Below are 13860 nucleotides of genomic sequence, written 5' to 3'. Positions count from 1 at the left end.
CCATGGAGAGCGGACCGATCACTGGTCCGGTCCCGACCGATGGGGTCGCGGGTGAAACACTCCCGCGCTCCGCCGATCTTTCCGGAGTGCCAGCAAAGCCCAACCCCGCCGCCGCCTCGGGCGCGATCGGCGGTGCGTTCTGGCGGCGTTTCGTCTTTCGCCGCCCTCTCGTGGCGCTGATCCTTCAGCGCCTCGGCCTCAGCGTCGGCCTGCTCTTCGCCGTGTCGCTGATGATCTTCGGTGGTATCGAGGCGCTGCCCGGCGATTTCGCCACCACCTATCTCGGCCAGTCGGCAACGCCACAGGCGGTCGAGAATATCCGCAAGGATCTCGGCCTCGACCGGCCGTGGAGCGAGCGTTACCTCACTTGGCTCGGCGGGGCCGTGAAGGGCGATTTCGGCACCTCCTGGGCGAGCAAGAATTCGGTCAGCGAACAGATCGGTAAAAGGCTTGGCAACTCCCTCTTCCTTGCCTTTTTCGCTGCGCTCATCTCGGTGCCGCTCGCCGTCGGGCTCGGCATGCTGGCGGTGCAATTCCGCAACCGACTACCGGACAAGATCATCAACGTGATTTCGCTGGCGGCGATCTCTCTGCCGGAGTTCTTCATCGGCTATCTTCTGATCTTGTTCTTTGCCGTCCAATTGGGCGTCGCCACCTTCCCGGCGACGGTCTATGACAGCATGACCCTCACCGAGCGGCTCTCGGCGATCGCGCTTCCGGTCGCCACCCTCGTGCTCGTCGTCCTCGCCCACATGATGCGCATGACGCGAGCGGCGATCCTCAACGTCATGTCGTCCGCCTATGTCGAAACCGCCGAACTCAAGGGTCTCGGAACCTTCCGCATCATCGCCCGTCATGCGGCCCCCAATGCCGTGGCGCCGGTCATCAACGTCATCGCGCTGAACCTCGCCTATCTGGTCGTCGGCGTGGTCGTCGTCGAGGTGGTGTTCGTCTATCCCGGCATGGGGCAGTACATGGTGGATGCGGTGACGGTGCGCGACATGCCCGTCGTGCAGGCCTGCGGGCTGATCTTCGCGGCGTTCTACATCTTCCTCAACATGGCGGCCGACATTCTCGCCATTCTCGCCAACCCGAGACTGAGGCACCCGCGATGAATCTCAGATCTATCCCCATCAGCGCCTGGATCGGCATCATTGGCATTGCGCTTTGCCTGCTTTGCGCGATCTTCGCGCCCTTCATCGCGCCTTTCGGCGAACGCGATGTCGTCGGCGAGATCTGGATGCCGGCCGGCGGCGATTTCCTGCTCGGCACCGACAATCTCGGGCGCGACCTGCTGTCGCGCATGATCTACGGCGCCCGCACCACCATTTTCGTGGCGCTGGTGGCGACCGTGATCTCCTTCGCGCTCGGCATGATCCTGAGCTTCGCGGCGGCCGTCACCGGCGGCTTCGTCGACCAGCTCCTCTCGCGCTTCAACGACCTGATGATGGCGGTGCCGACTCTGATCTTCGCCCTCGTCGTGCTCGCCGTCCTGCCGCAGCATCTCTGGATCCTGATCCTGGTGATGGCGGTGCTCGATTCCACCCGTGTCTTCCGCATCGGCCGCGCCGTCGCCCTCGATATCGCGGTGATGGAATTCGTCGAGGCCGCGAGGCTTCGCGGCGAAGGCTCGCTCTGGATCATCTTCCGGGAGATCCTGCCGAACACGCTGTCGCCGCTGCTTGCCGAATTCGGCCTCCGCTTCGCCTTCTCGATCCTGTTCCTCTCCACCCTCTCCTTCCTCGGCCTCGGCATCCAGCCGCCGGCCGCCGACTGGGGCGGCATGGTCAAGGACAACAAGGACGGCATCATCTTCGGCATCTCCGCCGCACTGGTCCCGGGCGCGGCGATCGCCACCCTCGCCATCTGCGTCAACCTCGTCGTCGATTGGCTGATGAAGCGTACCTCGAGCCTGAAAGGAGGGCGCGGCGATGCCTGAGCTTCTCTCCGTCAAGAACCTGAAGATCGAGGCGACGAGCTATCCGCCCGGCGAGCCGCCGAAAGTGGTGACGCTCGTCGAAGGCGTCTCCTTCGACCTCGCGAAAGGCAAGGTGCTGGGCCTCATCGGCGAGTCCGGTGCCGGCAAGTCGACGATCGGCCTCTCGGCACTCGCCTATGGCCGCGGCGGCGTGCGGATCACCGGCGGCGAAGTGCTGCTCAACGGCAAGGACATTTTGAAGCTCGACCGCGGCGGCATCAATTCGGTACGCGGATGTCACGTCTGCTATGTGGCGCAATCGGCGGCGGCGGCCTTCAATCCGGCCCACAAGCTCGGCGACCAGGTAATCGAGGCGTCGCTCCGCCACGGCATCATGTCGAGAGAGGAGGCGAAAAAACGCGCCCTCTATCTTTTCCGGGTGCTCGGCCTTCCCAACCCGGAGACCTTCGGCGGGCGCTACCCGCACCAGGTTTCGGGCGGCCAACTGCAGCGCGCCATGACCGCCATGGCCCTCTGCCCCAACCCGGAACTGATCGTCTTCGACGAGCCGACCACGGCGCTTGATGTCACGACGCAGATCGACGTGCTGGCGGCGATCAAGCACGCCATCGAGGAGACGCATACGGCGGCGCTCTACATCACCCACGATCTCGCCGTGGTCGCCCAGATCTCCGACGACATCATGGTGCTCCGCCACGGTAAAACCGTCGAATACGGCACGACCAAGCAGGTGATCGAAGCACCTAAGGAAGACTATACAAGGGCGCTTGTCAGCGTCCGTCAGGCGAAGCGCAACGAAGCCCCGGACCAGTCCGGCACCCTGCTCAAGATCGAGCATGTCCATGCCGCTTACGGCAATGGCTTCAAGGTGCTGCACGACGTGTCGATGCACCTGTCGAAGGGCCAGACGCTGGCCATCGTCGGCGAATCCGGCTCCGGCAAGTCCACCCTCGCTCGCGTCATCACCGGGCTGTTGCCGCCGACGGAGGGCCGCATCACCTTTGACGGCAAGGAACTCCCGAAGGCGTTGAAGGGCCGCACGAACGACGAACTGCGCCGCATCCAGATGATCTACCAGATGGCGGATACGGCCATGAATCCGCGCCAGACCGTGCGCGACATCATCGGCCGGCCGCTCTCCTTCTACTTCTCCATGCACGGCGCCAAGAAAACCGAACGCGTCAAGGAATTGCTCGACCAGATCGAGATGGGAACGCGCTTCCTCGACCGCTATCCGGCCGAACTGTCGGGCGGTCAGAAGCAGCGCGTCGCGATCGCCCGGGCGCTCGCCGCCAAGCCGGAACTCATCCTCTGCGACGAGCCGACCTCGGCACTCGATCCGCTGGTGGCGGAGGGCATCCTGAATCTGCTCATGAAGCTCCAGGAGGAAACCGCTGTTTCCTATGTGTTTATCACCCATGACATCGCGATCGTGCGGGCAATCGCCGACAGCGTCGCGGTGATGCATCGCGGGCGGCTGGTGCGGTTCGGTCCGAAGTCGAAAGTGCTCTCGCCGCCTTTCGACGACTACACCGACCTGCTCCTGAAGTCGGTGCCGGAAATGGAAATCGGCTGGCTCGAACGGGTGCTGAAGACCAGGCGCATGGAGAGTGCGGGGAATTGACCCGGAGAGCGGGGCGCCTCGCCCCGCACGCCCTCCAATCCGCTGTTGATCGCTCGACCGCAAGAAATCAGGAGAAACATTCGTGTCCGATCGCAACTTCACCATCATCGAGAACGAATGGATCACACTCAGTGACGGAACCCGCCTCGCCGCACGCATCTGGATGCCGGAGGGCACGGAGCAAAATCCGGTGCCGGCGGTGCTCGAGTATCTGCCTTATCGCAAGCGCGACGGAACCTGCGCCCGTGATGAATCGACCTATCCCGTCTTCGCGGCGGCCGGCATTGCCGGCGTGCGCGTCGATATCCGCGGCTCCGGCGAATCCGAAGGGGTGATCGACGGCGAATATACACCGCGCGAGCTTTCCGATGGCTGCGAGATCGTCGAATGGATCGCCGCGCAGCCCTGGTCGAACGGCAAGGTCGGCATGATGGGCATCTCCTGGGGCGGCTTCAATTGCCTGCAGGTGGCTGCCCTGAAGCCGCCGGCCCTTAAAGCGGTGATCTCGATCGCCTCGACGGTCGACCGCTACAATGACGACATCCACTACAAGAACGGTTGCCATCTTTCGGCGCAGCTTTCCTGGGCGGCGACCATGCTTGCCTACCAGTCTCGCTCGCCCGATCCCGAACTCGTCGGCGAAGGCTGGAAAGAGCTGTGGCTGGAGCGGCTGGAGAACGAGCCCTTCTTCCTCGAGGAATGGCTCGAGCATCAACGTCGCGACGATTTCTGGCGTCACGGCTCGATCTCGGAGGATTTCGACGGCTTCCCGATCCCCGCGCTTGTCATCGCCGGCTGGGCCGACGGCTACCGCAACACGCCGATCAAGGCGATCGAAGGACTCGGCGAAAAAGCTAAGGCGCTGATCGGACCCTGGGTTCACAAGTACCCGCATTTCGCCTGGCCGAAGCCGCGCGCGGACTTTCACAGCGAGGCGATCCGCTGGTGGAACCGCTGGCTCCGCGACGAAAAGAACGGTGCGGAAAGGCTGCCGCAGATGCGCGCCTATATTCTCGACGGTCCGAAGCCGGCCCTGAGGCGCAACGAAGATCCGGGCCGCTGGATTGCCAAGGACGTCTGGAGCGCACCGGAGACGCGCACCTTCGCAATCTCGAGCGATGGCCGCCTGGTGACCGGCTCCACGGCCAAACGAGGGATGGGCGACATCTACATCCGCTCGCCGCTCGATTCCGGCACCGCCGCCGGCGAATATTTCACCCTGAAGCCGGATGCCGAGATGGCCGGCGACCAGCGCAGCGACGACGCAGGTTCCCTCACCTTCGACAGCCGACCCCTGCTCGAGGCGGAGGACTATCTCGGACAGCCGGTCCTGACCTTGGACGTCTCCTGCGGCGCCGACACGGCCAACCTTGTCGCGCGTCTCGTCGACATTCATCCAGATGGCACGGCAACCCGCGTTGCCTTCGGCGTGCTCAACCTCGCCCATCGCAACGGCAATACGAAGCCGCAGCCGATGCAGAAGAACCACAAGACGCGTATCACGCTGGTGCTCGACGCCTGCGGCTACCGCTTCCGCGCCGGTCATCGCATCCGCCTGTCGCTCTCGACCTCCTATTGGCCGATGATCCTGCCGCCGCCGACCGATCCGGGCCTGACGATCGACACCGGAAGCCTGTCACTGTCACTGCCGCTCCTCGGCGACCACCGCGAGATCGTCGTGCCGCAGCCGGCCGACCCCAATCCGCTGCCCACCTATCTCGAGCATTCGCCGGCGAAAACGCGCCGCACGGTCGAACGCGACATGACAAAGGGCGTGACACACTACCGCATCTATGAGGATACCGGCCTCGTCGAACATCCCGACACGGGCAACGCGACGCAGGACATCCGCGACGAGGTTTGGTCGATCGCGCCCGGCGATCCGCACTCGATGACCGGCGTCTCGACCTGGACCTGCATCGCCAAGCGCGACGAGCAGTCCCTGAGGACCGTCTCGACCTCCCGGCTTGGCTGCAGCGAAACCGAGTGGATTACGTCTGCCAAGGTCGAGGCCTTCGAGGGTGAGGAGAAGATCTTCGAGAAGACTTTCGAGAAGCGGATCCGGCGAGACTTCATGTAAGTCGTCCACACACACGGATGCCTCGGCCCTTCATCCCGCTGCCGCAAGTCCCCTCTTCCCGTCAGAACGGGGAGGGTCAGGGTAAGGGGCAGTTTACCCCTCCATTGTCCCCGCGGCTCAAAGCCCGCAGCACCGCCAGCGCCCGCTCCGCATCCGCCGCCGGCACGAAGATGTGGTCGTGGTAATAGGCCGCCACCACGTTGGCGCTAATATTCGCACGGGTGAGCGCTGCAGATACGGACGCCGTCAACCCCACCGCCTCCAGCGCGGAATGAACGCTGAGCGTGATCAGCCGCAGAACCGGGCCGTAGGAAAGCCCCGCCGCATCCGCGCTTGACCGTTCGAGGATAAGCGTCAGCCCTTCCGCCTCGCGGAAGGTGCCGATGGGATCGAGGGCAAGCCAAGGTGCGACGCCACCGTCAACGGCGCAGTAGACATACTCGCCTTCGCCCAGGATCGGCTTCATCTCACCAAGCAGGCGCCGCAGATCGGTCTCTCCGCCCATGCGTCAAGCTGTCCCGACCAGCCGCGCCACGCCATGGACGAGGTGGTCGAAGCCTTCGCGTGCTCCTGGACTCATGTGCCGCGCCCGGAGCCAGGCATGGATCATCTGGGGCTCCTCCCGGTAAGTGACGTCCACGCCCGCCAGTGCCAGGCGCGCGGCATAGGTTCGCGCGTCGTCGCGCAATGGGTCGAAATGCGCGGCGGTGATGTAGGCCGGCGGCAGCCCGGCCAGATCATCCGCCCTCAACGGATGCGCAAGAGGGCTGTCGGCCGGTGCCTTCTGCACCTCGCGATAATAGGCAACGTCCGTCGTCGAAAGACCCGGAGCCTCCGCCATCTCGACATAGGAACCGCTGACAAGATCGCCGCCGAGGCCGGGATAGATCAACGCCTGGCCGCCAATGCCGGAATGCCCCTCGGCTTTCGCCTTGAGGACGATGCCAGCGACGAGATTGCCGCCGGCACTGTCGCCCACGACGACGAGGGGGCGGTCGTCGGCAAGCAGGTTTTCGAGCACCGCATAGCAATCCTCGAAGGCCGCTGGCCAGACATGCTCCGGCGCCAGCCGATAATCGACCGAGACCAGCCCGGCGCGCGCGCCGTGAGCGAGTTCGGCACAGATAGCGTCATGGCTTTCCAGCGACCCGACGACGAAGCCGCCACCATGAATGTAGAAAATCCGGGTGTCGGTCGCGACCTCCGCCGGTCTGTAGTGGCGGATAGGAATGCGTCCGGCCACGACCTCGTCGCGCCGCGTCAGCCCCGCCGGCGACGGGGCGTCGAACTCGGCGCAGAGGGCATCGTACCATCGCCGCTGCTGCGCGACGGAAGCGTTTACCGCGTCGGCCGGATAAAACGCCTCACAACGCTCATGAAAGGCGAGAATGCCGGGCTCCATCGGCATCGGTCTTGATCGTCCTGAATCCATCTTGTGCTCCCCCGAGCGCACCTTAGCACCGTCCCTTCGTCACGCACGACGAAATGCGCCAAACCATGGCGTGGTGTGCCGCCTGACTTGCCATCCTCTTGCGGCCCGGTGTTTATTCACTCCATGGCATTCACACTCCGGCAGTTGCAATATTTCGTCGCCGTCGCCGAGCAGGGCTCGGTGACCCGCGCGGCGCAGAACCTGTCGATCTCGCAGTCCTCGATCACCGAAGCGATCAAGGAACTGGAGTCCGATCTCGGTGTCGAGCTTTTCGACCGCCATCCGCGCGGTCTGTCGATCACCCATAACGGTCACCAGTTCCTCCGCCACGCGACGAAGATCCTCGCCGATGTTTCGGATGCGCGGCGCAGTTTTTCTGACAGCCGCGAGGAGCGTGGTGGCAAGCTCAATCTCGGCGTCACCTCGCTCGTCGCCGGCTACGTGCTCTCGGACCTGCTCGCCCGTTATCGCCGCGCCTGCCCGGGTGTCGAGGTCAGCGCCATCGAGGACAACGGCTCCTATCTCGAGCACCTGCTGATCGGCGGCGAACTCGATGTCGCCGTCATGGTGATCTCCAACCTGCGCGACCGCATGGCGCTGCAGGCGGAAATCCTCGAAACCTCGCCCTACCGGCTCTGGCTGCCGATCGGCCATCCGCTTGTCAGCGCCGACATCATCTCGGTCGAGGATATCGCCAAGGAACCTCTGATCATGCTGACGGTCGACGAGATCGAGGAAAACACCGGCAAGCTGCTCTCTGCGCTCGGCGCCCGCCCGCATGTCGCCTTTCGCACCCGCTCGGTCGAGGCGGTCAGAAGCCTGGTCGCGACCGGCGCCGGCATCGCCCTCTTGCCTGACCTCGTCTACCGGCCCTGGTCGCTGGAAGGCGACCGGATCGAGAGCCGCGACGTTTCCGGCGCGCTGCCCGTCGTTCAGGTCGGCATGGTCTGGCGCAAAGGCTCGAGCCTGCCGCAGTCGGCGCGCGATTTTGTCGGCATCGCCGAAGCCCTGCGCAGCGCGCGCCCTCGCTAGCTCCGGCCCTGCCCATCATCATCCGATATCGGAAAATCCGATACTGACATTCTGATTAATGAATTTGCGAATGCGGAGAAATAGAGGCACGCTTCATCTCAGGGAAAAAGTCCGCGAAATGCGGCGCAAACTGGGGAGACTTCGATGAAGCAGATCTTGAAATCCTGCACAGCGCTTACCCTTACGCTCGGCCTCGTTGCCCCGGCGCTTGCGCAGGAGCCGCTGAAGGAGCTCGGCCAGGGTGAAGGCCAACTGTCGATCGTCGCCTGGCCCGGCTACATCGAGCGCGGCGAAACCGACAAGAGCTACGACTGGGTCACCGAATTCGAGAAGAAGTCGGGCTGCAAGGTCAGCGTCAAGACCGCCGCCACCTCCGACGAAATGGTCGCGTTGATGAACGAAGGCGGCTTCGACCTCGTCACCGCCTCGGGCGACGCCTCGCTTCGCCTTGTCGCCGGCAAGCGCGTCCAGCCGATCAACACCGCCCTCATTCCGAGCTGGACGACGATCGACGAGCGCATGCAGAACGCACCCTGGCATACGGTCAACGACGTTCATTACGGTACGCCCTATGTCTGGGGCCCGAACGTGCTGATGTACAACACGGAAGCCTTCAAGGGGCAGCCGCCGAAAAGCTGGAACGTCGTCTTCGAGGAGATGACGCTCCCGGACGGCAAATCCAACAAGGGCCGCATCCAGGCCTATGACGGCCCCATCCATGTCGCCGATGCCGCCAACTATCTGATGGCCCACAAGCCCGAGCTCGGCATCAAGGACCCTTACGAGCTCAATGAAGAGCAGTACAAGGCCGCCCTCGATCTGCTGCGCGTCCAGCGCACCCTCGTCGGCCGCTACTGGCACGACGCGATGATCCAGATCGACGACTTCAAGAATGAAGGCGTCGTCGCCTCCGGCACCTGGCCGTTCCAGGTCAATCTTATGCTGGCAGAAAAGCAGCCGATCGAGTCGGTATTCCCTGAAGAAGGAGTGACGGGCTGGGCGGACACGACCATGCTGCATGCCGACAGCGAACATCCGAACTGCGCCTATATGTGGATGGAGCATTCGCTCTCGCCGAAGGTCCAGGGCGATGTATCCGCCTGGTTCGGGGCGAACCCCTCGGTTGGCGCCGCCTGCAAGGGCAACGAGCTTCTGACCGATGAAGGCTGCCAGGCCAATGGCTACAACGACTTCGACAAGGTCAAGTTCTGGAAGACGCCGGTTGCCAAGTGCGCAAGCCAGGGCGAATGCGTGCCCTATCATCGCTGGGTCTCCGACTATATCGGCGTGATCGGCGGACGGTAAGCCGCCGCTTTCCCTCCTCCTTGTGAGGAGGGCGGCCCGCAGGGCCGGAAGGGGTTTTCTCAAGTCCCCTCCCCAACCCTCTCCCAGAAGGGGGAGGGAGTTCGTCTCCGTATGCCGCGTTTGCCACGAGTCCCCTTCGCCCCGCCTGCGGGGAGAAGGTGCCTGGCAGGGCGGATGAGGGGCAAAAACCTCTGGAGTGCCCTAATGACCACCGCCGTCCTCTTCGACAACATTTCCCGCCATTTCGGTGCGGTGCGCGCCGTCGATCGCGTCAACCTTTCGATCGCCGAGGGCGAGTTCTTCGCGATGCTCGGGCCCTCCGGCTCGGGCAAGACGACCTGCCTGAGGTTGATGGCTGGCTTCGAGCAGCCGACCGCCGGGCACATCGAGATATTTGGCGAGACGGCAGAAGGCGTGCCGCCCTATCGCCGCAGCGTCAACACCGTGTTCCAGGACTATGCCCTGTTTCCGCATCTCTCCATTCTCGACAACGTCGCCTACGGCCTGATGGTCAAGGGGATCGGCCGCGAGGAAAGGCGAAAAGCGGCGGAAGATGCGCTCGCCATGGTCAAGCTCCCCGGCTACGGAACACGCCGGCCCGGTCAGTTGTCCGGCGGCCAGCGCCAGCGCGTCGCGCTGGCCCGCGCCCTCGTCAACAAGCCCAAGGTGCTGCTTCTCGACGAGCCGCTCGGCGCGCTTGACCTGAAGCTGCGCGAACAGATGCAGGAGGAACTGAAGAGCCTGCAGAAATCGCTCGGCATCACCTTCGTCTTCGTCACCCACGACCAGGGCGAGGCATTGTCGATGGCCGACCGCGTTGCCGTCTTCAACGAAGGCCGCATCCAGCAGCTCGGCCGCCCGGAGGACGTCTACAACCAGCCGAAGACCCGTTTCGTCGCCGACTTCGTCGGTTCGTCGAACGTGCTCACGGCCAAGCTCTGCCAGAGGCTCGGGCTGCAAGCCTCCTTCGCCAGCCTGAGGCCGGAGGCGGTGGCGATCGCGCCGGCGGCGGACGGCGCGCTCAGCCTCTCCGGCACCGTCGCCGGCCGCAGCTTCCTCGGCGCGACCAACCGCATCGTGGTCGATGTCGACGGCAACCGCATTGCCGTCGCCAGTCCCGCTGCACACAGCGTCCCTGCGATCGGCAGCCCGGTGACGATCAGCTTTGCCGCCCGCGACCTTCACCCGATGGAGGACGCATGACGATTGTCGCCGAAACCTTCGTCCTTCCTGAGCGCCGCAGCCCGGCCGGCCGTCTCTCGGACTTTTTCTGGCGGCACCCGCATGTGCTGCTGACGGTGCTGCTCGGTCCGCCCCTGTTGTGGCTCGGCGTCGTCTATCTCGGCTCGCTTTTCGCGCTGCTCCTTCAGAGCTTCTTCTCGATCGACGAGTTTTCCGGCCTCATCAATTACGAGTTCACGCTGGCGACCTACCGTCAGCTTCTCAGCGAAGCCAATCTCGATATCATCCTTCGCACCGTCTCGATGGCGGCGCTTGTGACACTCTTCTCGGCCTTCATCGCTTTCCCGATCGCCTATTACGCAGCCCGCTATGCGCGCGGCAAATGGAAGGCGCTCTTCTATCTCGCCGTCATGTTGCCGCTCTGGTCGAGCTACCTCGTCAAGGTTTATGCCTGGAAGCTGATCCTTGCCAAGGAAGGCATCCTCACCTGGATCTTCGAGAAGCTGAACCTCCTCTGGTTGCTCGATGCCTGGCTGGCGCTGCCGATCGTCGGCGGCAATTCGCTCTCGGTCAGCTACACGGGCACCTTCATCGTCTTCGTCTATGTCTGGATGCCCTTCATGATCCTGCCGATCCAGGCGGCGCTGGAGCGCGTGCCGGCAAACCTCATCGAAGCCTCGTCCGACCTCGGCGGCACGCCGGCACAGACCTTCCGCCATGTGCTTTTCCCGCTGGCGCTGCCCGGTGTCGTCGCCGGTTCGATCTTCACCTTCTCGCTGACGCTCGGCGACTACATCATCCCGCAGATTATCGGCTCGTCGCGGCTGTTCATCGGCCAGGCCGTCTATGCCCAGCAGGGCACGGCCGGCAACATTCCTCTCGCCGCAGCCTTCACCGTCGTGCCGATCGTCATCATGGGTGCCTATCTCTGGATGGCCAAACGCATGGGGGCCTTCGATGCGCTCTGAGAAATCGAACCGCGCGCCCCTTGGCCTGAAGGTCGCCGCAGCCGCCGGCCTTGCCTTCATGCACGTGCCGATCCTGCTGATCTTCCTCTACGCCTTCACGACGGAGGAAAAGACCTATCAATTCCCGCCGCCGGGGCTGACCACCCAATGGTTCGCGGTGGCCTGGGACCGGCCGGATGTCTGGGCCGCCCTCACCCTCTCCGTCAAGGTCGCCGCGATCGCCACCGGTGCAGCGCTCGTCCTCGGCACGCTTTGCGCCGCCGCGGTCAGCCAGACGCGCTTCTTCGGCCGCGAGACGGTGTCGCTGCTGGTCATCCTGCCGATCGCACTCCCCGGCATCATCACCGGCATCGCGCTGCGCTCGGCTTTCTCGATGGCGGACATCCCGTTCTCATTCTGGACGATCGTGCTCGGCCACGCGACCTTCTGCATTGTCGTCGTCTACAACAACGCCGTCGCCCGCTTCCGGCGGATCTCCGGTTCGCTCATCGAAGCCTCGATGGACCTTGGCGCCGACGGCTTCCAGACCTTCCGCTACGTCATCCTGCCGAACATCGGCACGGCGCTGCTTGCCGGCGGCATGCTGGCCTTCGCGCTTTCCTTCGACGAGGTGATCGTCACGACCTTCACCGCCGGGCAGCAGTCGACCCTGCCGATCTGGATGCTGGAGGAATTGATCCGCCCGCGCCAGCGGCCGGTGACCAACGTCGTCGCGATGATCGTCGTCATCGTCACCTTCCTGCCGATCCTCGGCGCCTACTACCTCACCCGCGACGGCGACCAGATCGCCGGCGCCGGCAAATGACATCGAACATCAAGGGAGAACAGACATGGACACCCAACTCCTGATCGGATCGCGCTTCGAGGCCGGAACCGAGGCCGAAGAGCACATCCTGAACCCGCGGACGGGCGCCAGGATCATCGACCTCGCCGAAGCCTCCCATGCGCAGATCGACACCGCCGTCGACGCGGCAGAGCGCGCCTTCGTCACCTGGTCTGAGACGACGCCGGCCGAGCGTTCGAGCCATCTCCTGAAAATCGCCGATGCGATCGAGAAACACGCCGACGACTTTGCCGCGCTCGAAGCCCTGAACTGCGGCAAGCCGATCAATGCGGTGAAGAACGACGAGCTGCCGGCGATCATCGATTGCTGGCGTTTCTTTGCCGGCGCGGTGCGCAACCTGCATGGGCCGACGGCCGGCGAATACCTGCCGGGCCACACCTCGATGATTCGCCGCGACCCGATCGGCATCGTCGGCTCCATCGCGCCCTGGAACTATCCCTTGATGATGATGGCCTGGAAGCTGGCACCGGCGATCGCCGGCGGCAACACCGTGGTCTTCAAGCCCTCGGAGCAGACGCCGCTGACCGCCCTGAAGCTGGCGCGGCTCTTGGCCGACATTCTCCCCGAGGGAGTCGTCAACGTCATCACCGGCCGTGGCGAAACGGTCGGCAATGCGTTGATCAACCATCCCAAGGTCTCGATGGTGTCGATCACCGGCGACATCGCCACCGGCAAGAAGGTGCTCACCGCCGCGGCGAAGACGGTCAAGCGGACCCATCTCGAACTCGGCGGCAAGGCGCCGGTCATCGTCTATGACGACGCCGATCTCGAGGCAGTCGTCAACGGCATCCGCACCTTCGGCTATTACAATGCCGGCCAGGACTGCACCGCCGCCTGCCGCATCTATGCCGAAGCCGGCATCTACGAGAAGCTCGTCGCCGACCTCACAAACGCCGTTTCCACGATCCGCTACAACCTTGCGGACGACACCGAGAATGAGATCGGGCCGCTGATCTCCAAGCGCCAGCGCGATCGCGTCGCGAGCTTCGTCGAGCGGGCGGCGGACCAGAAGCATATCGAGATCACCACCGGCGGACGCACAGGCAGCGCGGAGGGTTTCTTCTTCCAGCCGACCGTCGTTGCCGGCGCGACGCAGGAGGACGAGATCGTCCGGCGCGAAGTCTTCGGGCCGGTCGTTTCCGTGACGCGCTTCACCGGCAAGGACGACGTCGTCGCCTGGGCGAATGACAGCGACTATGGCCTCGCCTCCTCCGTCTGGACGAAGGATATCAGCAGGGCGATGAAGGCCGCCTCACGGCTGCAATATGGCTGCACCTGGATCAACACCCATTTCATGCTGACCAATGAAATGCCGCACGGCGGCGTCAAGCAGTCCGGCTACGGCAAGGACATGTCCGTCTACGCGCTCGAGGATTACACCACCGTTCGCCACATCATGATCAATCACGGCTAGGCTGTAGTGACAATTTAATCATTTGAGCCAGAGCATGATG

General features: G+C 64.1%; 12 protein-coding genes. 10 read left to right on the top strand and 2 right to left on the bottom strand.

Annotated features, from left to right (window positions below; genetic code table 11):
- Positions 1-2 precede the first annotated feature (2 nt).
- The 4 genes from N181_RS12320 to N181_RS12305 all read left to right on the top strand — a co-directional run bounded on the left by N181_RS12320 (position 3) and on the right by N181_RS12305 (position 5643).
- A complete protein-coding gene (locus N181_RS12320) occupies positions 3-1115 on the top strand; it encodes an ABC transporter permease (protein ID WP_037397057.1) in 1113 nt (370 codons plus the stop codon).
- Positions 1112-1939, top strand: coding sequence for an ABC transporter permease (locus N181_RS12315; RefSeq protein ID WP_014329004.1), 828 nt, complete (start codon positions 1112-1114; stop codon positions 1937-1939). Before N181_RS12320 ends, N181_RS12315 begins: the two co-directional genes overlap by 4 nt.
- Positions 1932-3563, top strand: coding sequence for an ABC transporter ATP-binding protein (locus N181_RS12310; protein ID WP_037397060.1), 1632 nt, complete (start codon positions 1932-1934; stop codon positions 3561-3563). The genes N181_RS12315 and N181_RS12310 overlap by 8 nt, the downstream gene beginning before the upstream one ends.
- Positions 3564-3645: 82 nt before the next feature.
- Complete coding sequence (locus N181_RS12305) at positions 3646-5643, top strand: CocE/NonD family hydrolase (RefSeq protein ID WP_037397063.1); 1998 nt, start codon at positions 3646-3648, stop codon at positions 5641-5643.
- 76 nt (positions 5644-5719) lie between these two features.
- On the opposite strand, the gene N181_RS12300 is transcribed toward N181_RS12305, so the two are convergent.
- Both N181_RS12300 and N181_RS12295 read right to left on the bottom strand, forming a co-directional pair.
- The gene (locus N181_RS12300) at positions 5720-6148 is read right to left on the bottom strand and encodes an ACT domain-containing protein (protein WP_037397066.1); all 429 of its coding nucleotides are present in this window, start codon (positions 6146-6148) and stop codon (positions 5720-5722) included.
- A 3-nt stretch (positions 6149-6151) separates the two neighbouring features.
- Positions 6152-7075 carry an alpha/beta hydrolase gene (locus N181_RS12295; RefSeq protein WP_037397068.1) on the bottom strand — a complete coding sequence of 308 codons (924 nt, stop codon included), beginning with the start codon at positions 7073-7075 and terminating at the stop codon, positions 6152-6154.
- A gap of 123 nt (positions 7076-7198) precedes the next feature.
- Between N181_RS12295 and N181_RS12290 the strand changes: the two genes are divergently transcribed.
- The 6 genes from N181_RS12290 to N181_RS12265 all read left to right on the top strand — a co-directional run bounded on the left by N181_RS12290 (position 7199) and on the right by N181_RS12265 (position 13820).
- On the top strand, positions 7199-8107 hold the full coding sequence (locus N181_RS12290; protein ID WP_037397070.1) for a LysR family transcriptional regulator: 909 nt from the start codon (positions 7199-7201) through the stop codon (positions 8105-8107).
- A 144-nt stretch (positions 8108-8251) separates the two neighbouring features.
- On the top strand, positions 8252-9412 hold the full coding sequence (locus N181_RS12285) for an ABC transporter substrate-binding protein (RefSeq protein WP_037397072.1): 1161 nt from the start codon (positions 8252-8254) through the stop codon (positions 9410-9412).
- A 204-nt stretch (positions 9413-9616) separates the two neighbouring features.
- Positions 9617-10615 (top strand): ABC transporter ATP-binding protein, encoded by a 999-nt coding sequence (locus N181_RS12280; protein ID WP_037397075.1) that lies wholly within the window; start codon positions 9617-9619, stop codon positions 10613-10615.
- On the top strand, positions 10612-11562 hold the full coding sequence (locus N181_RS12275; RefSeq protein WP_014329012.1) for an ABC transporter permease: 951 nt from the start codon (positions 10612-10614) through the stop codon (positions 11560-11562). Before N181_RS12280 ends, N181_RS12275 begins: the two co-directional genes overlap by 4 nt.
- Positions 11552-12367: an ABC transporter permease gene (locus tag N181_RS12270; protein WP_037397078.1), complete on the top strand. Its 816-nt coding sequence runs from the start codon at positions 11552-11554 to the stop codon at positions 12365-12367. The genes N181_RS12275 and N181_RS12270 overlap by 11 nt, the downstream gene beginning before the upstream one ends.
- Positions 12368-12392: 25 nt before the next feature.
- Positions 12393-13820, top strand: a complete 1428-nt coding sequence (locus N181_RS12265; RefSeq protein WP_037397080.1) for a gamma-aminobutyraldehyde dehydrogenase — start codon at positions 12393-12395, stop codon at positions 13818-13820.
- The last annotated feature ends 40 nt before the right edge of the window (positions 13821-13860 follow it).

The organism is Sinorhizobium fredii USDA 205 (genome assembly GCF_001461695.1).
In the GTDB taxonomy this organism is placed as follows: Bacteria; Pseudomonadota; Alphaproteobacteria; order Rhizobiales; family Rhizobiaceae; genus Sinorhizobium; species Sinorhizobium fredii.
This window is presented reverse-complemented; position numbering and strand designations above follow the sequence as displayed.